The 22973-nt window shown below is 35.3% G+C and carries 21 protein-coding genes and 1 other annotated feature; of the genes, 3 read left to right on the top strand and 18 right to left on the bottom strand.

The features are described 5' to 3' along the window. Nucleotides 1–12: 12 nt before the first annotated feature. Nucleotides 13–822: a glutamate racemase gene (gene racE / locus BMW29_RS04695; protein WP_092650860.1), complete on the bottom strand. Its 810-nt coding sequence runs from the start codon at nucleotides 820–822 to the stop codon at nucleotides 13–15. Between the two features lie 253 nt (nucleotides 823–1075). Here racE and BMW29_RS04690 point away from each other — a divergent pair, with 253 nt between their 5' ends. Further along, nucleotides 1076–1552: a YslB family protein gene (locus BMW29_RS04690; RefSeq protein WP_092650858.1), complete on the top strand. Its 477-nt coding sequence runs from the start codon at nucleotides 1076–1078 to the stop codon at nucleotides 1550–1552. Nucleotides 1553–1594: 42 nt separating this feature from the next. Here the strand turns inward: BMW29_RS04690 and BMW29_RS04685 are convergent, their stop codons facing one another. From BMW29_RS04685 to uvrC, 3 genes are all read right to left on the bottom strand, one after another. Next, nucleotides 1595–2863, bottom strand: a complete 1269-nt coding sequence (locus BMW29_RS04685) for an ABC transporter permease (RefSeq protein ID WP_092650856.1) — start codon at nucleotides 2861–2863, stop codon at nucleotides 1595–1597. After that, entirely contained in the window at nucleotides 2856–3755 is a 900-nt protein-coding gene (locus BMW29_RS04680; RefSeq protein WP_092650854.1) for an ABC transporter ATP-binding protein, read from the bottom strand. Before BMW29_RS04680 ends, BMW29_RS04685 begins: the two co-directional genes overlap by 8 nt. Before the next feature lie 109 nt (nucleotides 3756–3864). Continuing rightward, a complete protein-coding gene (gene uvrC / locus BMW29_RS04675) occupies nucleotides 3865–5652 on the bottom strand; it encodes an excinuclease ABC subunit UvrC (RefSeq protein ID WP_092650852.1) in 1788 nt (595 codons plus the stop codon). A gap of 271 nt (nucleotides 5653–5923) precedes the next feature. On the opposite strand from uvrC, the gene BMW29_RS04670 reads away from it, so the two are divergent. Further along, a complete protein-coding gene (locus BMW29_RS04670) occupies nucleotides 5924–6883 on the top strand; it encodes an alpha/beta fold hydrolase (protein ID WP_092650850.1) in 960 nt (319 codons plus the stop codon). Between the two features lie 47 nt (nucleotides 6884–6930). On the opposite strand, the gene BMW29_RS04665 is transcribed toward BMW29_RS04670, so the two are convergent. The 5 genes from BMW29_RS04665 to zapA form a co-directional block, all read right to left on the bottom strand. Then, nucleotides 6931–7695 (bottom strand): MerR family transcriptional regulator, encoded by a 765-nt coding sequence (locus BMW29_RS04665; protein ID WP_092650848.1) that lies wholly within the window; start codon nucleotides 7693–7695, stop codon nucleotides 6931–6933. A gap of 100 nt (nucleotides 7696–7795) precedes the next feature. Continuing rightward, a complete protein-coding gene (gene trxA, locus BMW29_RS04660; RefSeq protein WP_092650846.1) occupies nucleotides 7796–8107 on the bottom strand; it encodes a thioredoxin in 312 nt (103 codons plus the stop codon). 81 nt (nucleotides 8108–8188) lie between these two features. Continuing rightward, nucleotides 8189–10552 (bottom strand): endonuclease MutS2, encoded by a 2364-nt coding sequence (locus tag BMW29_RS04655; RefSeq protein WP_092650844.1) that lies wholly within the window; start codon nucleotides 10550–10552, stop codon nucleotides 8189–8191. An 82-nt stretch (nucleotides 10553–10634) separates the two neighbouring features. After that, nucleotides 10635–11180, bottom strand: coding sequence for a CvpA family protein (locus tag BMW29_RS04650; RefSeq protein WP_092650842.1), 546 nt, complete (start codon nucleotides 11178–11180; stop codon nucleotides 10635–10637). A 36-nt stretch (nucleotides 11181–11216) separates the two neighbouring features. Further along, nucleotides 11217–11522: a cell division protein ZapA gene (gene zapA, locus BMW29_RS04645; RefSeq protein WP_245706228.1), complete on the bottom strand. Its 306-nt coding sequence runs from the start codon at nucleotides 11520–11522 to the stop codon at nucleotides 11217–11219. Nucleotides 11523–11626: 104 nt separating this feature from the next. On the opposite strand from zapA, the gene rnhC reads away from it, so the two are divergent. Further along, nucleotides 11627–12556, top strand: coding sequence for a ribonuclease HIII (gene rnhC / locus BMW29_RS04640; protein WP_092650838.1), 930 nt, complete (start codon nucleotides 11627–11629; stop codon nucleotides 12554–12556). 77 nt (nucleotides 12557–12633) lie between these two features. On the opposite strand, the gene BMW29_RS04635 is transcribed toward rnhC, so the two are convergent. The 9 genes from BMW29_RS04635 to BMW29_RS04595 all read right to left on the bottom strand — a co-directional run bounded on the left by BMW29_RS04635 (nucleotide 12634) and on the right by BMW29_RS04595 (nucleotide 22886). After that, on the bottom strand, nucleotides 12634–13950 hold the full coding sequence (locus tag BMW29_RS04635) for an APC family permease (RefSeq protein ID WP_092650836.1): 1317 nt from the start codon (nucleotides 13948–13950) through the stop codon (nucleotides 12634–12636). Nucleotides 13951–14088: 138 nt separating this feature from the next. After that, nucleotides 14089–16512 (bottom strand): phenylalanine--tRNA ligase subunit beta, encoded by a 2424-nt coding sequence (pheT, locus tag BMW29_RS04630; protein ID WP_092650834.1) that lies wholly within the window; start codon nucleotides 16510–16512, stop codon nucleotides 14089–14091. Between the two features lie 6 nt (nucleotides 16513–16518). Next, nucleotides 16519–17565 (bottom strand): phenylalanine--tRNA ligase subunit alpha, encoded by a 1047-nt coding sequence (gene pheS, locus BMW29_RS04625; protein ID WP_092650832.1) that lies wholly within the window; start codon nucleotides 17563–17565, stop codon nucleotides 16519–16521. 59 nt (nucleotides 17566–17624) lie between these two features. Then, nucleotides 17625–17846, bottom strand: a binding site (T-box leader). 69 nt (nucleotides 17847–17915) lie between these two features. Next, a complete protein-coding gene (locus tag BMW29_RS04620; RefSeq protein ID WP_425431587.1) occupies nucleotides 17916–18239 on the bottom strand; it encodes a winged helix-turn-helix transcriptional regulator in 324 nt (107 codons plus the stop codon). 109 nt (nucleotides 18240–18348) lie between these two features. Beyond that, a complete protein-coding gene (locus BMW29_RS04615) occupies nucleotides 18349–19353 on the bottom strand; it encodes a hypothetical protein (protein WP_092650828.1) in 1005 nt (334 codons plus the stop codon). Nucleotides 19354–19487: 134 nt separating this feature from the next. Continuing rightward, nucleotides 19488–19994, bottom strand: a complete 507-nt coding sequence (locus BMW29_RS04610; protein ID WP_092650826.1) for an HD domain-containing protein — start codon at nucleotides 19992–19994, stop codon at nucleotides 19488–19490. Between the two features lie 106 nt (nucleotides 19995–20100). After that, entirely contained in the window at nucleotides 20101–20859 is a 759-nt protein-coding gene (locus BMW29_RS04605) for a TrmH family RNA methyltransferase (RefSeq protein WP_092650824.1), read from the bottom strand. A 139-nt stretch (nucleotides 20860–20998) separates the two neighbouring features. Next, nucleotides 20999–21790 (bottom strand): DUF975 family protein, encoded by a 792-nt coding sequence (locus tag BMW29_RS04600; protein ID WP_092650822.1) that lies wholly within the window; start codon nucleotides 21788–21790, stop codon nucleotides 20999–21001. 16 nt (nucleotides 21791–21806) lie between these two features. Continuing rightward, complete coding sequence (locus BMW29_RS04595) at nucleotides 21807–22886, bottom strand: M42 family metallopeptidase (protein WP_092650820.1); 1080 nt, start codon at nucleotides 22884–22886, stop codon at nucleotides 21807–21809. Nucleotides 22887–22973: the final 87 nt, after the last annotated feature.

The following is a 22973-nucleotide window of genomic DNA, read 5'->3' as shown; positions in this document are numbered from 1 at the left end:
AAACTCCCTTATTTAAAATCCTAATTTGGCTTGTTCCACGGACATTTCTTCTATCTTTAACCATTCTGAGGCAATCTCTTTAAATAGCTGCGTAGAGCCAGTTGTATAAAATCTTCTTTCAGCCGGTTCTGAACAATCACTTTTTTCTGCTAAATCAAAATAATCTAATAAGGTACTGACTTCACTAATTGTCTCAGCACCAGAATCTATTAGTGTTACCTGATTTCCCATCACATTTTGAATAATTGGTCTAAGCAACGGATAATGAGTGCAGCCTAAAATCAATGTATCAATACCGCTAGTCTGGAGATTTTGCAGGGTTTCTGCCACAACTTTTTTAGCAACTGGGCTATGATAGCTATTACTTTCAACCAGTGGTACAAATTTAGGGCAAGCTAAGCTTGCTACTTTTGCAGTAGCATCTTTTTCATGAATCATTTTCGGATACATCTCACTTTTAACCGTTCCCGCTGTTGCAATTACCCCAATCTGATTATTTTTAGTGGCTTTAATCGCGGCTCTACTGCCTGGTAAAATCACACCAACCACTGGGATGGCTAACTTTTTCTTAATATCTTCCAAGGCCGCGGCTGTAGCTGTATTACATGCTATTACAAGCATTTTAATATCTTTTTCTAGTAGAAAATGGGTCATTTCCCAAGTGAATTGTCGGACTTGCTCTTCTGGTCTTGGGCCATATGGGCAGCGTGCTGTATCTCCAAGATAGTAAATTGACTCATTAGGCAGTTGTCGCATGGCTTCTTTGACCACGGTTAAGCCCCCAACTCCAGAATCTATAAATCCAATTCCCTGTTTCTTCATATTTTCAGCACCTTTATTTTATCTTTAAATACGCTCTTTCTTAACCTCTTCATTTTCCCTTTTTTTGACTGAAAATTCAAGCTTATTGGATGATTTCTCTGATTTTTATTTTAAACTGTTAATTTTTCATTAAATCTTTCAAGAAAGTGGCATGATAGCAACGTTTCTATATCCTGATAAAAAAAGGGGATTGTTTATCTTTTCATTTCATGGCTATAATAGAGGAAGGAAAGAAGAGTGGGAGTGAATCAACATGGAAAAAAAACAGCCTGCAGTAAATCAAGAAGAGGAAACCATTACCCTTTTAGGTTATGAAATGATTAGAGATATTTTAATCCCTAATATTTTAGGAAAAGACACAGATGACATTTTGTATTGGGCTGGAAAAGAATTGGCTAGAAAATTTCCTCTTAGTACCATTGAAGATATGCTTATCTTCTTTAAAAATGCAAGTTTTGGTCATTTAACCTTTGAGAAAGAAAAGAAAAATCAAATGCAATTTATCTTATCTGGCTCACTTGTAAGTGCACGTTTTAAGGCTTCAACAGACCCTTCATTTAAACTAGAAGCTGGCTTTATTGCTGAGCAATTACAAATGCAAACGTCTCGTTATACAGAAGCAACAGAAGAAATTGACTATAAAAAGCAATTGATTTTGATTACTGCACAATGGGATGAAAAAGATACAGCACCTGTGGATCAGCCTGATACTTTTATTAAATTAGACTAACTAAAAAGGACAACAGAAACCAATCTGTTGTCCTTTTCTTAATTATTTTCTTTTTTGGTTTCTTAACACACTCCATGAAGTCTTAATGGTTATAAAGACTCCTGCATCGCTATACACAAGCACATTAGAACGATACATCATTAAAGTAAAGTAGGTCATTAGTGTAGCAAAGACTATCATCAGAACTAAGCCTAAAACAATACCACCTGTAGTAATCGTACCATTTGCAATTCTAATTGGCATCATCATAGGTGTGAAGAATGGAAAATAAGAACCAATCTTATACAAGGTACTTCCTGATGCACTACCAGCAAATGTTGCTGCATAAAAACCAGCCATTGAAAGGAGCATAATCGGCATAATGACTTGACTCACTTCTTCTGTTTTACTAACTAAGGAACCTAAGAAAGCAGCTAGTACGGAATAAATCACTAAACCTAACAGGAAGTAAAGTAAACTTGCGCCTAGCATCCCATCTAATATCGCAGAAAAATAAAAGTCGCTTATGATATCAGTGATTTCTTTTGGAAATGCATCTGTTTTTAACAACTGAAAACCACCTATCGCTACAATGGCATAAAAAGCAAGTTGTGTGGCGCAAACAAGTAAAATAGCTACTAATTTACCAAAGAAATGAGTGGTTGCTGTCACACTGGATAAAATAATTTCCATAATACGTGTCCCTTTTTCAGAAGCAATCTCAGTCGCAATTAGGCTCGCATATGTCATAATGAACATAAACGACAGAAAGGCTAAGAATGTTGCCCCCACTGTTTTTAGGGTGGTTGTCATTTCATCTTGCTCATCTTCCTTTCCATCAGTAAAATGAATGGTTTGATTCGCAATCATCACAGAACTTGTTAACTTGGCCATATCTTCCTGGCTTAATCCTAGTTCTTTTGCGACTTCATTGGTTTTCTCAGTAGTTAATAAAGCAATTAAATCTGCAGCATTGACCTTATCACTTGTTGCTGGTTGCTCATAGTAAGTACCACTGACTTGATTATTTTGTGCTTCAAGTACTAGATAACCAACAATTTCTTCCTCTTCTAAAGCTGATTTTGCTTCTTTTTCAGTTGTAATTTTTGTGTTTACTTCAAAATGATCGTTTGGCTTTGCTAGTACTTCAGAGTAAACGTTGTCATCAGAGATAACTGCTATCACAGGTGTTTCTTGATTATCAGAAACAAAGTAAATGACTACACCAATAATTCCTATAATAATAATGGGTGATAATAATGTAAAAATAAAAGAAGCTGTTTTCACATTTTTCTTATAAACTTCTCCTACAATTGTCCAAAATTTACTCATGATGATCACCTGCTTTCATTTTAAAGATTTCTTCAATAGATGGCGGTTGTTGACTAAAAGTTGGAATATAGCCATTTTTGGTGACCATTTCAAAAATTTCTGGTCCAAACTGCTCATCCTCTAATTGAAGTAAGTAGCCCCCTTCTGGTGCAAATGAAACTTGTTTAACACCTGGCAGTTCTTGCACTTCCTGTAAGCTGAGTGGACATTCTAAATAAAGTTTTTTACGACCAAATGATTCTCTGATCGCTTTAATTGTACCATTGAGTACCATTTCACCATTTTTAAGCATGATTAATTCATCACAAATTTCCTCCACATGTTCCATTCGATGAGTAGAAAAAATAACACATGAGCCTTCTTTTTTGAGGTCAATAATTCCTTGTTTTAACAGTTCGGCATTGACAGGGTCGAGACCACTAAAAGGTTCATCTAAAATCACTAATTTTGGCTGATGAATCAGGGTACAAATCAATTGAACTTTTTGCTGATTCCCTTTAGATAAAGATTTAATTTTATCTGTTTTTTTCCCTTTCACTTGAAATTTGTCCATCCAAAAATCAATTAAGGGTTTAATTTCTTGTTTTGATTTACCACGTAACTTTGCAAAGTAATAAATTTGCTCCTCAATCGAGATTTTAGGATATAGCCCACGTTCTTCTGGAAGATAACCAATTAAATTGTAATCCTCATTGGTTAATTTTTCCCCATTCCAAAGCACTTCTCCTCTATCCTCTGTTAAGAAACGTAAAATCAAACGAAATGTTGTTGTTTTCCCTGCACCGTTTTGCCCAATCAAGCCAAGGATTTGACCATCAGGTATGGTAAAACTCATGTTATCAACCGCTATTAATTTACCAAATGTTTTTGTTAACCCTTTAACTTCTAACATGTTCATTTCTCCTTTCAAGTAACCTCGCTACAAGCTTACCTATAAAGTCATAAGAAAGCATTAAGATTCCTCATAAGAATTTAATAAAAAGCCAAATAACTAGAAAATACTAGTTACTTGGCTCATTTTCATGAAACTTTTGATAAACATTTTGTGCAACATTTTTAGGAAGACCTGATTCAATTAAGGTTTCAATTGAAGCTTCTTGAATATTCTTAAGGGATTTAAATTTTTTCAGTAACTGTTGCTTTCTTGTTGGTCCTAAGCCATCAATATGATCAAGTTTAGATGAAAAACTATTTTTACTTCTTAATTGTCTATGGAAAGTAATCGCAAATCGATGGACTTCATCTTGAATCCGTTGTAATAAAAAGAATTCTTGGCTATTGCGTTTTAATGGAATTGGCTCTAACTGAGGACCAAAAAGCAGTTCACTTGTTTTATGTCGATGGTCTTTGGCTAAACCTGCTATTGGAATATCAAGTCCTAATTGATTTTCTAAAACTTCTTTAGCTGCATCTATTTGTCCTTTTCCACCATCAATCACCACTAAATCAGGTAACGGCGTTTCTTCCTTTAAAGCTCTTGAGTATCTGCGATAAATGACCTCACGCATCGAAGCATAATCATCTGGTCCAACGACTGTTTTTATTTTATACTTTCGATATTCCTTTTTAGCTGGTTTTCCATCAATAAAGACAACCATTGCAGAAACTGGATCAGTTCCCATAATATTAGAGTTATCAAACGCTTCAATTCGAATGGGGGTTGGAATATTTAAAGCATCTCCAATTCGAGTTACTGCTCCAATTGTTCGATCTTCATCTCTAGCAATTAATGAGAATTTTTCATTTAACCCAACATGCGCATTTTTTATTGCAAGCTCGACAAGTTCTTTCTTTTGACCTCGTTGAGGCTGTAAAATTTTGGTGGGGACAATGGCTTCAACGCTTTCCTTATCAATCGTTTTAGGAATTAATATCTCTTTTGGAATAAAGTGTTGATTTTCTTGATAAAACTGACCAATATAGGTTAAAAAATCTTCTTCTGCTTCATTAAAGAATGGAAACATATTGACATCTCGCTCAATTAACTTCCCTTGTCTCACGAAAAATACTTGGACACACATCCAGCCTTTATCTACTGCATAACCAAAAATATCTCGATCTACAAAGTCTGCACTCGTCATTTTTTGTTTTTCCATAATCGCTTCAATTGATTGAATTTGATCCCGATATTCCCCTGCTTTTTCAAAGGCTAATTCCTGGCTAGCTGTCAGCATTTTTTGTTCTAGATCAGCTTTAACTTCTTTATAACCTCCATTTAAAAAGCGTTTAATTTCTTCTACCATTTCAGTATAGGTTTCTTTTGGAATATCAAAAACACAGGGTGCTAAGCATTGTCCTAAATGATAATAAAGACAGACTTTATTAGGCAATACTTTACATTTTCTTAGTGGATAAAGCTTATCTAGTAGCTTTTTTGTTTCATTTGCTGCACCAACATTAGGATAAGGGCCAAAATAAGTTGCCTTATCTTTTAAAACTTTTCTGGTAATTAATAAGCGTGGATATTTTTCATTGGTTATTTTAATAAAAGGATAGGTTTTATCATCTTTTAGTAAAATATTATATTTTGGATTATTCTTTTTAATTAAATTAATTTCTAACAATAGTGCTTCTATATTTGAAGCTGTAACAATATATTCAAAATCCATAATTTCACTGACTAAACGCTCCGTTTTGGTATCATGGCTTCCTCTAAAATAAGAACGAACACGGTTGCGTAAAACTTTCGCTTTCCCGACATAAATAATGGTACCATTCTTGTCTTTCATTAAATAACAGCCTGGTTGATCTGGTAATAAGGCTAATTTATGCTCAATCATTTCATTCATTTATTTTGCAAAAGGTGTTGTTTTTACCTTTCTAACTCCCTTCTGTCGATCAATTTATTCCACTATATTATAACATATCCTTCTAATCGAACAAATGTTTTACCTTTTATTTTCTACTTATTTCTCTGAATAAGGTGTGAAACTAATGAAGCAATCAAAAGCAGTTTGAAATTTTTTTATTAAAATATTTTACTGAACATGTTACAATAATAAAGAAAATAAGGAATCTGTTCATTTTTTATTTTTATACAACATCCAAAAGGAGGATAAAATGAATTTCTTTTTAATCACAATGATTTTTATCGGTTGCATCTTATTACTGATTTTTATCAACCGACTTACTGAAAAAAGGCAAAAAAACACATTAACTCCCCCTGGTCAAATCGTAGATGTAAACGGCTCAAAGATGCATGTTTATATCAAAGGGACAGGAAAACATACCTTGGTCTATCTATCTGGTGGAGCAGTTTATAGTCCCGTTTATGATGCTAAAAAACTCTGTGATCGTTTCGCTTCTACTTTTAAAGTAGCGATTGTTGAAAAAAAAGGTTATGGTTATAGTGATATTGCTGATGTTTCTAGAGATATTGATGAAATCCTAGACGACACAAGATTGGCCTTAAATAAGGCTGGATTAACAGCACCATACATATTAGTCCCCCATTCAATGTCTGGACTAGAAGCCATTTATTGGGCACAGACTTATCCAAATGAAGTTGAAGCCATTATTGGGCTAGATCCTGCTGTGCCAGATAGTTACCAACATATTAATTTAAATCTAACCGTTAAAATGGCTAAATTTTTAAAGTTTGTACTATGGACAGGTTTTGGTAAACTCATCAATATTTATCATCGTTCTACCTCTGAAAAAATGCAAAATTTATCTTTAAATGAAGAGGAACATATTCAAAATAAGCAATTAATGTATAAAAATTTTGGTAATATTACGTTGCAAAATGAAGCTCAACATATTCCAGAAAATGTAAAAAAAATTAATAGCTTACCTTTTCCTTCAGCTACACCAATGTATTTTTTCATTTCAAATGCAAAAGGAACGAGCATGAAAAAAGACATCTGGCATGATTACTTACTGAACTACATCAAAAAGATAAAAATAAATCGCTATACACTATTAGATTGTTCGCACTTCTTATATAATTTTGAAGATGCACAAATTTTTGAAAAAAGCTTAGTGTTTATAGAGTCATTGAACGAACAAAATCAATCATAAAAAATAGCTAACTTTCCATTTTTGGAAGGCTAGCTATTTTTTTATAATTAATTATTTGCTACAAAAACCAAAATCGCCTCTCTTAAAAAAACAGCTGCTCCTTCTGCTACACGCTGATCATAATAGGCAGTGAATCGCTCATCTGCTAGATACATTTCTGCCACGCCTGCATGAGCTTCTGTTGTATAACTGGGCCAATAAAAAGACAGCCAATCTTTATGCATTGCTGCTACTTTTTGTGCCAATGCTCCTGCTGGTTCATTTGTTGCCATCGCTTTAGCCAAAGTCTCAATAATGGCTGCTTCTAATTGGGTTGCTTGATTAAATGAAGCTTGAGACATTCCTTGTAGTTGAGCATTTGCTTGTTTGATTGCTTCATCACCATATTTTATGCGTATCTCTTGACCATACTGAGCCTCATTTTTATTGATTAGTTCCTGTTTAAAGCCTTTAAATTTTTCTTGATCTGTCATACTTCCCTCTCCTTTTTCTGCAGCAATTGTTTTTTCCACAGTGAGAATCAACTGCTCTAACTGTACCTTTCTTTCAAGCAGCTGTTGATGATGCGCCACTAAGGTTTGTTGACTATCAAAATGTGGATTGCTCAGTATTTTCTTGATTTTATCTAATTGAACATCCATTGCTCGGTAAAAAAGAATTTGTTGGAGTAAATTGACCTCTAATTGTCCATAAATTCGATAACCTGACGAATTGATTCTTGCAGGCTTTAATAAATCAATTTCATCATAATACCTTAATGTTCTGCTACTAATCCCTGCCAGTTGTGCAAGTTTTTGTACAGTATATTCCATCTTCTCATCTCCTGATAAAATCATGATACACCTTTACGTTACGTTAGGGTCAAGCCCAAAAAAAGAATCTGCCAAATTTTTGGCAGATTCTTATGATTTATTAAGCATGTTTTGCAATAACTGCTTCTAATTGTTCTTTTTGATGGAAACCAACAAGTGTTTCAACCACTTCGCCATCTTTTTTAATCAGTAAAGTCGGAATACTCATAATGCCAAATTCTGCTGGTGTTTGTGGGTTTTCTTCAATATCCATTTTAGTAATCTTTACTGTATCCCCAACTTCTTCTGCTAATTCTTCTAAAACAGGTGCTTGCATCCGACAAGGGCCACACCATGCTGCCCAAAAGTCTGTAATCACTAAACCTGATTTTGTTTCTTCCATAAAGTTTGCATCTGTAATTGCTTGTACCATTTTATCGTCTCCTTCATTTCATTCATTTAATTGTAGGCTTAGTATATCAAATTTGACGTTGTTTGACCAATTAGTTGCTCACTACTTAAAAAGAACGATAGTTGCGCCACTGCCACCTTGATTGGCCGGGGCCAAACTAAAGCTTTTAACTGAACGGTGACCTTTTAACAAGTCATTGACACCTTGTCTTAAAGCTCCCGTTCCTTTACCATGAATAATCGTAACTTGAGGATAGCCTGCTAGAATGGCTGCATCGAGATACTGATCAACTTTTGCTAAAGCTGATTCATAACGTTCTCCTCTTAAGTCTAATTCAGTTGAGACATGACTTTGAGTGGAAGAACGAACCGTAGTCACACGCTTTGTCACTGGCTCATCTTGTGCTTGTGTGAGGGTTAAATCAGAAGTCTTTAATTTCATTTTTAAAATCCCCATTTGCACTTGCCAATGATTGTCATCATATTGTTCAATTAATGTCCCTCTTTGTCCAAGAGAAGCGACCATTACATCTTTGCCAGGCGCTAATTGTTGCTTCGCTTTGGCTTTTTTCAAGACTTTATTATGGGTTAATTCTTCTTGATGTAATTGAGATAATTGGGTCTTAGCATCGATTAATTGATGTTCTTTAATGCCACCTGAATGTTGTCCTGTTAACTGCATATTTCGCAAGTCTTTGATAATTTTCTCCGACTCATCCTGTGCTTTTTCAACCATCAGATTAGCTTTCTGTCGTGCAGCTTCTAATAACTGTTCACGCTCTTGATAGAAATCTGCAACAGACTTCTCTAAATCTTTTTGTAATGATTCTGCTTCGTCTACATGGTAACGAACTTCCAGATACTCTGTCTCCACCATTTTTCGACGATTCTCTAAATCTTCAATCATTTCATTCACATTTTGACTTTCAGCATCAATCATGCCTTTAGCCGCATCAATAATGACTGTTTCTAAGCCAAGTCGTTTTGAAATATCAAAGGCATTGCTTCGTCCTGGCACCCCAATTAATAATTTATAAGTTGGACTTAAAGTCTCTACATCAAATTCGACACTGGCATTGATTGTCCCTTTACGATTATAACCATAAGCTTTTAATTCAGGATAGTGGGTCGTTGCCATGACATATGCGCCAGTTGTTCCCACATAATCAAGAATGGCAATCGCTAAAGCTGCTCCTTCTTGTGGATCTGTTCCTGCACCTAATTCATCAAATAAGACAAGCGTTTCAGGGGTTAACTTATCTAAAATATGGACAATATTTGTCATATGAGAAGAAAACGTACTCAAACTTTGCTCAATAGACTGTTCATCCCCAATATCAGCGAAAATTTCTGTAAAAATTCCCATTTCACTTTCTTCATCAACAGGTAATTGTAAACCAGCTTGTCCCATTAATTGAAGCAACCCTAATGTTTTTAAGGTAATGGTTTTCCCACCTGTATTTGGTCCAGTAATGACAATAGCCTGATACTCTTTGCCTAGCATAATATCATTTGCGACTACTGTATCAGGATCTAGTAACGGATGTCTGGCTGATTTAAAATAGACATGATTTTCTGTGTTGATAATGGGCTTGCTTCCTTTAATTTCTCGCCCATATTTGGCTTTAGCTTGTGTGAAATCAAGTCTACCAAGGATACGCATATTTTGCAGTAGCTCTACTGAAAATGGTGCAATCGCATTAGAAATTTCAGCTAAAATACGGTCCATTTCCTGACGCTCTTCAATTTGTAATTGTCTTAAACGATTATTTTGATCGACCACACTTTGAGGTTCAATAAATAAGGTTTGTCCAGATGCACTTTGATCATGCACAATTCCGCCAAAGCTGGTACGATACTCTTGCTTAACAGGAATCACATAGCGATCATTTCGCATGGTCACAATTGCATCACTGAGTAATTTAGCTTGTTTTCCTCGGACAATATTGTCTAATTTTTCACGAATAGCTGCTTCTGATTTTTTTAGACCTGTTCGAATGCCTTTTAAGGCTGGAGAAGCATCATCTAAGATATGACCATCTTCATCAATCGATTGACGAATCAAACAATCGACTTCTGGTAAATGAACCAAAGCGGTACTGAGTGTATACAACTGAAATAACTCAATTTCATCTTCTTTTAATTGATTAAAAAAACGAACGACATCTGTTGTCGCACTTAGAATCCGACCGATTTGTGCTAATTCAACACCACTTAATACAGCACCAATTTCTAATCGTTTAATATGAGGCTGAATATTATCCATTTTTGGAATGGGCATACCCCCTCTGATTCTTAATAACTTGACGCCATCTTCTGTTTCTTCTTGCCAATTTTGAATCTCTTCAAAGGTAGTAGCTGGCTCGAGTTTTACAATTTCCTCTTGTCCTAATGGTGAGGCTACATATTCTGTTAAATGCTGTTTGATTGTATCAAATGCTAATATTTGATTAATTTTCTTGTTCATTCCATTCACCTTCTTTTTGAACTTTTTTCTGCTACTTCCTAATAAAAGAGTCGCCTTCAAACAAATGAAGCACGACTCGACTTTATATCTTCGTTTGAATCCACCAATCATAGACTTGTTTAGATAAGATTGGGGTATGTTGAATCATAAATTTTGCTAAAAAGCTTTTTTCTAATGCATTTTGAAGGTCTGTAATCGGCAACATAGACATCAAATATAAAATGAGGAAAAGTCCAACATAAACGGTTATAAATCCTAATAATCCGCCACCAATCCAATTGATTTGCTTCAGTAAAGGTGCAAAGGTTAAGCGATTGAATAAGCCACCAACTAATCTGGTAATGAGCCAGCCAGCAAAGAGAATTAAGACAAAAGCTACACCATAGTAAAAGGCTTGGTCTAAGCTAAACTTTAGTGATTCATCAAAAAATGGCAATTGACTATTTTGTGTCGCAGATGGATAAGGAACATACATCTCTAACATAGGACCTAATTTCCCAAAATACATTGCTGCAACAACAAAGCTAATCGTATAACCAACTGTATAAACAACTTGTAACACAAGACCTCTTCTAGCCCCTGTGTAAATACCAATTAATAAAATAATCATTAATAAAAATGAAACCATTTACGTCATCCTTTTTGCATCAATCAAGTCTGATGATTAGTCTTGATTTGCTTTTATTTCTTGTTTCAAATAAAGCATTTCTTTTTCTAATGCTGCTATTTTTTCTTTATATTTTTCAGTTTCAATTTGTAATTCTAACAAATCTGAGGTAGCATTAACAGCGGTAAGTACTGCAACTCTTGTGGTATCTAAATAAGGGGATAATTCTGAGATTTCAGCCATTTGCTGATTCACTGATTTTGCCACTAAGCGCATATGTCCCATTGGGGCATCACCAATAATGGTATACTCTCTACCACCAATGATTGCCTTGTATCGATTCTTATTTTTATGAGGTTCCAATGGCTTCATCCTTTCTTATCATAGATACTATCTGTTATATTTTAACATGAAATGACCAAAGAGAAAACTACTTAAATAATTGATTCTTAGAAAAGAGTGAAAACATGTCTAATATTGTCATAGAGGTTTCAAATGCAACGATTGAAAAAATGAAACAAATGTATCAAAATGATTTAAAAGCTACAACACCTCCTGGTGCGGTTTTTGCGGCTAAAAAAAAGACGGTCAATATTACAGCCTATCGTTCTGGAAAAGTACTTTTCCAAGGAAATCAAGCTGAAAACGAAGCCAATCAATGGACTTCTCAACAAAAAAAAGGGGCAGCCTCTACAGCAAAGAAAAGCAAATCAGTGAGCAGTCTCCCAAGTGGCTTTGCTAGCTGGTCAGTGTTAGGCAGTGATGAAGTTGGAACTGGTAGCTATTTTGGCCCTTTAACCGTTGTTGCTGCTTATGTAGCTAAAGAACAAATCCCGTTGCTCAAGGAATTAGGTGTCAAAGATTCTAAAGACTTAAAAGATCCACAAATTATTGCCATTGCAAAAGATTTACTGACCTTTTTACCTCATAGTTTGCTAAATGTTATGCCTGAAAAATACAATCAAATTCAACCCGCTATGAGCCAAGGGAAAATGAAAGCTATTTTGCATAATCAGGCGCTGAAACATGTTTTAGATAAGATTGCTCCGATAACACCTGAAGCAATTTTAATTGATCAATTTGAACTTCCTAAAACTTATTTTGCGCATATTAGCGACCAACCATTCCAAATCAAAGAAAAAGTATATTTTGCTACCAAAGGAGAGCAACATCATTTAGCTGTTGCCGCAGCTTCTATCCTAGCACGCTATTCATTTTTAAAAGGATTAGATCAACTTACAGAGGATGCTGGCTTCAAAATTCCTTCTGGTGCTGGTGGAAATGTAGACCTTGTCGCTGCTCGGTTAATTAAGCGTGGAGGAACAAAACTTTTAGGACATTATGCTAAATTACACTTTGCCAATACTGAAAAAGCTATGAAAATTGCTAATAAATAATGCCTTTAGTATCGCATTAAGATTAGTAGAATAAAAAATCTAACAACTAATTCCTCAAAATTAGTTGTTAGATTTTTTTATTCATTCATTTTCTTAGCCCAAAAATAAATAGGAACACCTAACAAAGTGAGACAAACACCTAAAAGTGCATTTAAGGGTTGCGTCCATAAAGTATTTAGAACAATATAGCAACCACCTAAAACAGCTACTAAAGGCACAACAGGATAAAGGGGTACATGATAAGCACGCTTCATATCAGGCTTTGTTTTTCTTAAAATAAAAACACCAATAAAAGCTAAAATATTAAAGAGCCAAATCACAAAAATCAACATATCTGTTAATTGGTTAAACTGCCCAGAACAAATCATCATTAAAGAAATACCTAGCATAATCAAGCCCCCATTAACTGGCATTTTTGACTTTTCGCCTAATTTAGTAAACCAGCTAGAAAATGGTAATAAACCGTTTAAGCCCATTGCATAAGGAATCCTAATGCCTGCCATTGTATAGCCATTAATCCCACCAAAAACTGAAATTAAAATACCGATTGTCACTAATTTTCCACCAAGACCTGAAAATAAGATTTGAGCAACATCAGAAGCTGGCGTTGCAGTTTGACTGAGTTCTGGTGCCGACATTGCAAATAAATAAGCCACATTAATCATTACATAAACAGAAATAACAACCGATAACCCACCAACAATTACTTTTGGTAGGACCTTTTCTGGTGATTTCATTTCACCAGCTAAAGCCCCCACATTCATCCAACCATCATAAGCAAAAATCGTCGCAACTAATGCTGATCCTAAGCCTGTAACGACAGGATGACTTTCAACTGATAAAGGCAATAAACGAACAGAACTAGCATGATCTGACAAGAAGCCACCAATAATAATCACAGCTAATGGCACCAATTTTAAAATCGTCGAAACCGTTTGTACAGCTCCACCATATTTGGTTCCTAAAAAATTTAAGCCCATCACTATTGTAGCAATCAGCAGCGCAATTGGAATTAACCATTGATCTGACATGCCAAGTAAGCTAATGGCTTGAGTAGCAAAAATAATCGAGAGCGCCGCAATATTGGCTGGAAAATAAACAATAAATTGTGCCCATCCAACTAAAAAACCAATAAATTTTCCATAAATTTTTTCCAAATAAACCATTAATCCACCAGTTTCAGGATAAATTGTTCCTATTTCCGCAATGGTTAAACCACCTGCAATCGCAATCATTCCCCCAAGAATCCAAGCCAATAATCCTAAGCCAGGTGCGCCTGCAGCACCAAATACCGCAGTTGGTTTAAAAAATACCCCTGCACCAATTACCGTTCCAATGACCATCGTTAGTGCTGTCAGTCCACTAACATCTTTTCTTAAATGCGATTTACTCATCAACTTCCTCATTTCATTCAAAACTTTATTCAATGTTAAAAATGTACTATAAATTATTCCTGACGACAAGTATCTTTCCTCTAAACTTAGTATATTCCAATAAAAAATGAGTTGCTAGCAGCTAGCAACTCATTTTTTCTATCTGATTGTTACAGCAAATACTTCAATTAAAGCTTTTTGTACTTTATCAAAAGCAAGTGTCACTTCTTCATCCGTTAAAGTCGCTTCATTATTTAAGAACGTTAAGGTATAGGCCATTGATTTTTTACCCGCTTCAATTTTCTCACCTTGGTAAATATCAAAGAGTTTGACATCCTTTAAGAATCTACCACCTTTTTCATAAATAAATTGACTCAGCTCTTGATGCTGAATGGCTTCATCTACTAATAACGCAATATCTCGTTTCATTTCTGGATATTTAGGAATTGTTTGATAGACGACAGCTTCTTTTGCTGCGTCAATGATTGCTTGTAAATTCATTTCAAAGACATAGGTTTCGCCCACTTCATACTCTTTTTGAGCGAATGGATGAATTTGTCCTAGGAAACCAAGCTCTTTTTCGCCTAAATAAATGGCAGCTGTTCTCCCTGGATGCATGCCTTCTTTTTCAGTCATTGGCACATATTTCACAGCTTCTTTTAAGCCATAAGATGCAAGTAAACCTTCTACGACTCCTTTTAAAACAAAGAAATCAGTTGCTTTTTTCGCATGCTGCCAATCATTTTCAACTGTTAATCCAGTCATCACACCTGCTACATGCTCTTCCTCATGTAATAAGGTTTGTGAAGGATCTTCTGATTGGTAGAATACACGGCCAATTTCATATAAAGCAACATCTGTATTTTTTCTAGCCACATTATAATGAACATCATCTAATAAACCAGAAAGCAGGTTCATTCTTAAGGTGCTACGATCTTCACTCATTGGCATCAATAATTTGGTTGGTTCACTTGCACGCATCATGTAAGCTTGGGCTTTTTTAGGTGTCGTTAAGACATAGCTAATTGCTTGAGATAAGCCTGCACCCTCTAAATAGCCACGCGTATTTCGAATGATTTGTTGTTGCTGGCTCAGTTTACCTGGTTGACTTTCCGTCACTGGTAAATGAGAAGGAAGACGATCATACCCATAAATTCGTGCAACTTCCTCAACTAAATCTGCTTCAATACTAATATCCCAACGTCTAGGAGGAATACAAACTTGGAATAAGCCCTCTTGCTCTTTTGTCGTAAAACCTAAGCGGTCAAAGATAGCGACAACTTCCTCTGCTGTGATGGCCGTTCCTAAAATATGATTGATGCGTTCCAGTGTAATATCTAATTCAACTGGACTTGTTTTTGCTGCACCAACAGCTTCAACACCTGAAACCACTGTACCTTCAGCTAATTCAGCAATCAAACTAGCAGCATGACGGCTGGCTTCCTCAACAGTTCCTTGATTAATGCCTTTTTCAAAACGTGAACTTGATTCACTACGCAAATTAAATGCTTTTGAAGTTTTTCTAACAGAGGTTGGATTAAATAACGCAGCTTCTAATGCAACCGTTACCGTTTCATCCACAATTTCAGTTGTTAAACCGCCCATTACACCTGCTAAAGCAACTGGCTCTTGACCATTTGTAATCACAATATTCTCAGACGATAAGCTTCTTTCTTCCCCATCTAAAGTTAAGAATTTTTCCCCTGCTTGAGCACGTCTCACAGCAATTTCTTTTGTAGCTAAACGATCATAATCAAAGGCATGCAAAGGTTGACCATATTCTAATAAAATATAGTTTGTAATATCCACCACATTATTAATCGGGCGAATGCCTGCATGCATCAGTTTATTTTTTAACCAAGCCGGACTTTCCGCAATTGTGACATTTTTAATCACACGCATGGTATAAAATGGGGCATCTTCAGCATTTTCAACTGCAACTTTCACATAATTTTGCACAGAATCATCTGGTGCTTCATTTAACTCAACTGCTTTAAATTGTGGCTTTTTATCATAAATCGCACCCACTTCATGGGCAACACCACGCATACTTAAAGCATCTGCTCGATTTGGAGTAATGGACAATTCTAAGATTGCATCATCCATTCCTAAATAAGGAAAAACAGAATCTCCTGGTATAGCATCCTCAGGTAAAAGATAAATGCCTTCTGCATAAGCTTTAGGTATCACTTTATCATCAAAGCCTACTTCTTGTAAGGAACAAATCATACCATTAGATACTTCCCCACGCATCTTCCCTTTTTTAATTTTGACATTACCAGTAATGCGCGCTCCTGGAAGCGCCACAATCACATGTTGGCCAGCAGCAACATTGGGTGCACCACAAACAATTTGACTTGGTTCTTCTTCCCCAACATTTACTTGGCAAATATTTAAATGATCAGAATCTGGATGTGGCACTGCAGACAAGACATGTCCAACCACGATTTTTTTCAGACCTTCACTTAGTGTCACAACATCTTCTACTTCAATTCCTGTACGAGACATTTTATCACCTAAAGCATCAGGCGTAATCCCATCCATTGAAAAATATTCTGTTAACCATTGATACGATACATACATATTTGATTACCCCTTTACCTTAAATTGATTCAAGAAACGGACATCATTTTGATAAAAATGACGAATATCATCAACACCATATTTCAGCATTGCCACGCGGTCTGGTCCTAAGCCAAAAGCAAAGCCACCATAAACGGTTGAATCAATTCCTGCCATTTCTAAGACATTTGGATGTACCACACCAGAACCTAAGATTTCAATCCAACCAGTTCCTTTGCAGACGTTACAGCCTTGACCATTACATTTAAAACAGCTCACATCTACTTCAACTGATGGCTCAGTAAATGGAAAATAACTTGGACGAAGTCTGATTTCACGATCTTCACCAAATAATTTTTTCGCAAAAACTTCTAAGGTTCCTTTTAAATCAGCCATGGTAATATGCTTATCAATCACTAATCCCTCTACTTGATGGAATTGATGTGAATGGGTTGCATCATCGCTATCACGACGATAAACTCTACCTGGACTTAACATTTTTAAAGGTCCTTTAGAAAAGTCATGCTGCTCCATGGTTCTAGCTTGCACTGGCGAAGTATGGGTACGAAGCAATAATTCATCTGTAATATAGAAAGTATCCTGCATATCACGTGCGGGATGATTTTTAGGCAAATTCATCATTTCAAAATTATATTGATCTTGTTCAACTTCTGGTCCTTCAATAATTTGATAGCCCATACTGATAAATAAATCTTCAATTTCTTCAATAATTTGTGTCAATACATGACGTTCTCCAATTGAAACTGGATTGCCAGGTAAGGTCACATCAAGTGCTTCATCAGCTAATGCTTGATTGATTTTTTCAAGCTCTAAGCGTTCTTTCTGTGCTTCAATCAAAGCCGTAATGCTATCACGAACCTCATTTGCTAAAGCCCCTACTTTAGGTCTTTCTTCGGCACTTAAATCTTTCATACCACGTAACACTTCTGTTAAAGGTCCTTTTTTACCTAAATAACTGACACGTAGCTCATTTAAGGCAGTTAAATCATTCACTTCTTCAATTTTTTTCATTGCTTGTTGCTTTAATTCTGCTAATTTACTTTTCAAATCCATGCGCTCTACTCCTTATGATTCATTTGTTTTTAGACAACATAAAAAGACCCCAAATCCCAAAAAGGGACGAGGTCTATTCGCGGTACCACCCTTGTTCAACTCAAATAAGAGTTGCACTTCATTTAGGATAACGGCTTTCACCGGTGCTTATTGATTCAGATAACACAAGCCAACTCAGGAACTGAAATTTCATTTGGTTATTTAAGAGGATACTTCCAGTCTAAGGTATCCCTTCCCTTGTTAAATAAGGACAAATTACTTGTTTCCTTCAACGTTTTTATTGATATACTTTGCTTCTAGTTTACCGATTAAACCCTTTTAGGTCAAGTCTTTTTCTTGATTGAGCCGACTTAGAGCCATTTTTCTCCCCAAGTCTTCACTTCACCCATTGCTTTTTCTAAATCTCTGCCTTTTTCTGTTAAGCTATACTCCACACGGACTGGTGTTTCAGGGTAAACGGTTCTATCAACTAGCTCTCTTTCTTCTAACTCTTTTAAGCGTTCTACTAAGACACGGTCACTTACATTTGGTATACTTTCAGCTAAATCTTTAAAACGTTTAGGTCCATCAAGTAAAACATCAATAATTAAGCCCATCCATTTTTTCCCTAGAAAAGAGAAGGTTTCTTCAAACTTTGGACAAATAACTGATAGTTCTGCCATTTTCACTTTCATCATGATCACCTCTTCGTGAAGTATTATACCATTATTACTTCTTTATTGTAAGTAACTTTGCTTTATCTTTGGTAGAAAACTTTCATTAGTGGTTCAAATACTGTTTCAATTAGGCAACTTTAACAATAAATTCCTTATGATGGCGGTGCAGACATTCTTCTATTAATAAATAAAAAGCAGCATATTCTGGAAACAAGGTTTTTTCACTATTTTCCAGTGTTGCTCCATCAAATTTCAATGTATACTTTTTACCATTTTCAAAGATTTTTAAGACTTGAGCATAGGACTTTGAGGCTGGATTCATTTCAATTTTTTCGATATTTGCAAATATAAACTCTTGATTTCCATAAATAATTTTTTTCTCATCAACCAATATTTTATCAGGTATTTTAGCAGCTCTTAGTAGTGTTCGAACAACAATAATGATGGCAATCGCTAGCATGGTACCCCAAACAATTACTTGCTCACTCATCTCCAAATCTTTAAAAATAAAATAGAGAATCACACCAATGATCACATAAAAGAAAAGCATGGCTCTTATTCTGCCACTAATAAAATGATTTTTATGCAGTTGGAAGACCGTTTGAGGAATGGCTTCTCTTTCTTCACTTTTTCCAATGACTTCTTGTTCCTGCACATCACTTAATAGGTTTTTTTGATACTTTCTAATCGTTGAAATTAATTGATTAAATCCAGCTTTCCCAAGAAAGCTACAATCAATTGAGCGCTCTGTTCCATCTCTTTTTAGTACAAGTGAATAACTTGTATGTGTTGGAATTCCATTATAATATTGCCTATAAACATATGTATCAAATAAATAAGAAAGGATATTCACTTCGTCTAAGATTTTATCTCCTTTTTTAACAAATAATGTGTTATTTTCAAGAACAATCTTTTTTTTGAGCAGGCTGATTACACTGAAGATAACCCATAAAGCACCAAGTATGATGTAACCAAAATCAACCATCATCATTGTTTCAGGTGCATCCTTAAATAGCGTTGTAGACAACACACCATAAACCACAATTCCTATTAAACCAAATCCTACTATCCTCTTGAACAGTTGACTCACTAATTTTCTTATTTTAATCTTAAATATCACTTGTTGATTCAATTTGACTCCTCCTAACTTTGCTACATTTTATTATAGTACATCCTTTGTATCTATTGTTTAAAATATCAAAAAAGGAAACAATTTTTTATTTAGCTTTTATTTGCTAAATAAAGATTTGTTTCCTAAGATAGTACTTATGAGGCAACTTTAAGTTTGAGCCATATTTTTTTTAACCACACTTGTGATTTTGAAACGGTTGGCGATAAGACTTCAGCAACTGCACAGTATTTATCAACAATTGTGACAATGTAGCTTTCTTTATATTTTGGAAAAGCAACGGTTGCCAACCACATATGCTTCACAATAATATCTATTTCTAATGCTGATAAAGAAGTAATTTTTTGTGCATTCTTCACAGCAATTTTTGGATGCATAAAAGCATGGGTTCCCTCATCAAATTTAGTGGTTCGCCAGTCATAATAAAATAAATCATGTAATAAGCCTGCTCTTGCTGTTGCAACTTCATTACAGCCTAATTTTTTGGCAATGCGGTAACTACGATAAGAAACACTAATTGAGTGAGACAATCTAGTTGTATAATGATGCTGTGTATAATTTGCTAAAGCTTGAACTTCTTTTGTTTCCAGTAAGCTTTCAATAATAGAGAGATACTCTTGGTCTTCATTCCATTTAGTGGACATCTAACGACTTCCTTTATATTGAACTTTTAATAAATGTTATTATACGCTCTTTTAAAGGAGTTACAAGTGTTGTTGTTGAATTTAACCTTAACTTAATCTTTTTGTTTTATGCTTTTAATGTGAACAAAATAATTCCTGCAGCAATTGCCACATTTAATGATTCAGCTTGTCCTTTAATTGGAATATATAAGTTTTGATCAGTTTGTGCCAATAGCTCTTTTGCAACGCCATTGCCTTCATTCCCCATGATTAAAGCAAAGGCACTTTGTTTGCCAATTTGGTCATAAAGCACCGCCTGTTCATTTAATTCTGTTCCATAAACGGGCACTTGTTTTTCTTTGAGTAATGAAATCCATTCAGATAGATTGCCACGATAAATGGGGAGGTGAAAATGGCTCCCTTGCATAGAGCGTAGCACTTTTCCATTATATAAATCTACGGTTCCTTCACCTAATACCACACCATCAAGGCCTGCAGCATCTGCTGTGCGAATCATTGTTCCTAAATTCCCTGGATCTTGGATAGCATCTAATAATAAATAGCTTTGTTTTTCATTTACTTGCGGTTGCGTGCTTTGTAGCTTGATGGTCGCAAAAATACCTTGCTCTGCTTCTGTATCTGCTAATGCCTTAGCAATTTCAGGTATAATTTCAAAAATGTGATGCACTTGATGCTGCCAAGTTGCTGGGACTTTTTTGCCAGAAACATATATCAATTCATGAATGGCTGCTTCATGCTTGATAGCCTCTTCTACCAAATGAAAGCCTTCAATTAAATAGTAGCCTTCTTTTTCTCGTCCTTTTTTTGTATGCAATTTTTTCCAATTTTTAACACGTTCATTTTTTAATGAAGTAATTTTTTCCATTCCAACACGACCTTATTTTTATTCTTTCTACATGTTACCATATCTCAGTTGAGCAAACTACTTGCTCAGTCATTTTTTGAGCATAAAAAAAGGATAAATGAGCAATTTATCACTCATTTATACCTTTTATGGTTTATTTTTAATCCACCCATTGGTCTTCTTGTTCACCATTTTTCATCACATCATAAAATGTAGATACGGCTACGTCTTGGTAAGGAATGATCCATAGATAGGCAATACATAGTGTGAAAACACCTGCAATATACAGCCAAATAAATGATAATTCTAATTTAAGGAGCTGTCCCCATTTACCCATTAATAAACGGTTGGTTTCCCGATAAACTTCTCCTAAAGATAGGTTTGGATGGTCTAATCTGACTAATACGAGCATTTGGAAATAAGCACTTAAAAGTAGGGCAACAACCAAGAAAAGCAACATCACAATCAAAAAGATGAACACAACAATTCCTGACATCCCTGTAATTAACCTCGCAACATATCTAGCCTCTGTAATATTTCCTGCTGAGACGGTGTATAGACTGATAAAGCTCACACCTGCCACAATCACAATTGGTAACATCAAAATAAAAGAAACAACTGTATCAATGATTTTAGTGGTCATATTCAATAATACTGCTGGAAGATATCTTTCTTGTTTAAAAATTACAAATAACATTTCAAAATTAGCTTTTCTTCCTCTGACTACTTCTAAACTTGCATAAGTTAAGCCATAGCTAAATCCAAATGTGATGAGTAGGCCCACAATTGTTGAGACAGCACTTCCTGATCCTTCACTCGTATTAAATGGTGCAAGCAAAACAGATGAGATGAGGATACTAATTACGATTGTAATAAGCTGCATACCAATCATTGTTCCCCACTGTCCCGTTAAAGACTGTCTTGCGCTTAATTTATAATCAGCACTTTTCATTTCTATTCCTCCTTGATTACCCAAAAGTAATCTGCTCTACTGTTTTTGCATCCAGTCTTTTCACAACTTCTGTGACTAATTTGACTGTATTTTCATAATCATCGCGGTGAATAATGGAGGTATGGGAATGTAAATATCTTGTTGCGACAGTTATCGCTAAAGCAGGAATCCCATTTTTAGTTAGATGTTGGCTCCCTGCATCTGTTCCTCCACCAGTAATCACGGTATATTGGAAAGGAATTTCAAGTTCTTCAGCCACACCTACCACAAAATCACGTAACTTTTTATGCGCAATCATTGACGCATCATAAATAATAATTTGTGGACCTGCACCTAATTTTGAATCTGCTTCTTGTGGGGTCATTCCAGGTGTATCCCCAGCTGTACCAGTATCTAGCGCAAAAGCAATTTGTGGATCAACTAAATGAGTAGCGGTTTTCGCACCACGTAAATGCACTTCTTCTTGAACATTTCCTGCACTAAATAAAATATTAGGGTGTCCAGTTTGGTTAACATTTTCTAGCACTCTTAATGCAACAGCTAAACCAATGCGATTATCCCAAGCTTTTGCTAATAAAAATTTTGAATCATTTAATTCTCTAAAGGAAATATGAGGTGTAACCATATCACCAGGTTTAATGCCCCAATCAGCAACTTCTTGATTGCTTGTTGCCCCAATATCAATAAACATTTGATTGATTTCATAAGGCTTATTACGCGCTGCTTGACTTAAAACATGAGGTGGCTTACAACCAATGACACCATGAACGACTTTACCACTACCAGTTGTGATATCCACTTCTTGTGCAAGTAAAACTTGTGACCACCAACCGCCTAAGGTTTGGAAAGAAAGAAATCCTTCCTTAGAAATTTTGGTTACCATAAAACCAACTTCATCTAAATGACCAGCAATTAATACCTTAGGTCCTGCTGCATCACCAGTGTGGCGTGCAATAATACTTCCTAAACCATCATATACGATTTCCTCAGCATAAGGTGTGGCATATTTTTTAAAAACATCAGAGACTGCTTTTTCATTTCCAGGTACGCCTTTAGCGTCTGTTAAAGCTTTTAACATATTTAATTTAGCATCCATTCTTCTCTAATCTCCTTATGATTTATTTCTCATAATTATAGCATGTTTTTGCAAAGTAAGGCAAAGACTGCTTTTTTAGTGAGTTGC

Origin of the sequence: Isobaculum melis (genome assembly GCF_900111355.1) — a bacterium.
Lineage (GTDB): Bacteria > Bacillota > Bacilli > Lactobacillales > Carnobacteriaceae > Isobaculum > Isobaculum melis.
Note: the sequence above shows the minus strand (reverse complement) of the source record. Positions and strands in the feature narration are given on the sequence as shown.

Bases quoted from the DNA above. Each gene is read 5' to 3' on its own strand.
- BMW29_RS04605 (WP_092650824.1), bottom strand. From the start codon at position 20,859: ATGGAAAAAATTACTTCATTAAAAAATGAACGTGTTAAAAATTGGAAA.
- pheT (WP_092650834.1), bottom strand. From the start codon at position 16,512: ATGTATGTATCGTATCAATGGTTAACAGAATATTTTTCAATGGATGGG.
- BMW29_RS04685 (WP_092650856.1), bottom strand. From the start codon at position 2,863: ATGAGTAAATTTTGGACAATTGTAGGAGAAGTTTATAAGAAAAATGTG.
- BMW29_RS04690 (WP_092650858.1), top strand. From the start codon at position 1,076: ATGGAAAAAAAACAGCCTGCAGTAAATCAAGAAGAGGAAACCATTACC.
- BMW29_RS04655 (WP_092650844.1), bottom strand. From the start codon at position 10,552: ATGAACAAGAAAATTAATCAAATATTAGCATTTGATACAATCAAACAG.
- uvrC (WP_092650852.1), bottom strand. From the start codon at position 5,652: ATGAATGAAATGATTGAGCATAAATTAGCCTTATTACCAGATCAACCA.
- BMW29_RS04620 (WP_425431587.1), bottom strand. From the start codon at position 18,239: ATGAAAGTGAAAATGGCAGAACTATCAGTTATTTGTCCAAAGTTTGAA.
- BMW29_RS04680 (WP_092650854.1), bottom strand. From the start codon at position 3,755: ATGTTAGAAGTTAAAGGGTTAACAAAAACATTTGGTAAATTAATAGCG.
- trxA (WP_092650846.1), bottom strand. From the start codon at position 8,107: ATGGTACAAGCAATTACAGATGCAAACTTTATGGAAGAAACAAAATCA.
- BMW29_RS04610 (WP_092650826.1), bottom strand. From the start codon at position 19,994: ATGTCCACTAAATGGAATGAAGACCAAGAGTATCTCTCTATTATTGAA.
- BMW29_RS04600 (WP_092650822.1), bottom strand. From the start codon at position 21,790: ATGAAAAGTGCTGATTATAAATTAAGCGCAAGACAGTCTTTAACGGGA.
- racE (WP_092650860.1), bottom strand. From the start codon at position 822: ATGAAGAAACAGGGAATTGGATTTATAGATTCTGGAGTTGGGGGCTTA.
- BMW29_RS04595 (WP_092650820.1), bottom strand. From the start codon at position 22,886: ATGGATGCTAAATTAAATATGTTAAAAGCTTTAACAGACGCTAAAGGC.
- BMW29_RS04650 (WP_092650842.1), bottom strand. From the start codon at position 11,180: ATGGTTTCATTTTTATTAATGATTATTTTATTAATTGGTATTTACACA.
- BMW29_RS04635 (WP_092650836.1), bottom strand. From the start codon at position 13,950: ATGAGTAAATCGCATTTAAGAAAAGATGTTAGTGGACTGACAGCACTA.
- BMW29_RS04665 (WP_092650848.1), bottom strand. From the start codon at position 7,695: ATGGAATATACTGTACAAAAACTTGCACAACTGGCAGGGATTAGTAGC.
- pheS (WP_092650832.1), bottom strand. From the start codon at position 17,565: ATGGATTTGAAAAGTAAATTAGCAGAATTAAAGCAACAAGCAATGAAA.
- BMW29_RS04670 (WP_092650850.1), top strand. From the start codon at position 5,924: ATGAATTTCTTTTTAATCACAATGATTTTTATCGGTTGCATCTTATTA.
- rnhC (WP_092650838.1), top strand. From the start codon at position 11,627: ATGTCTAATATTGTCATAGAGGTTTCAAATGCAACGATTGAAAAAATG.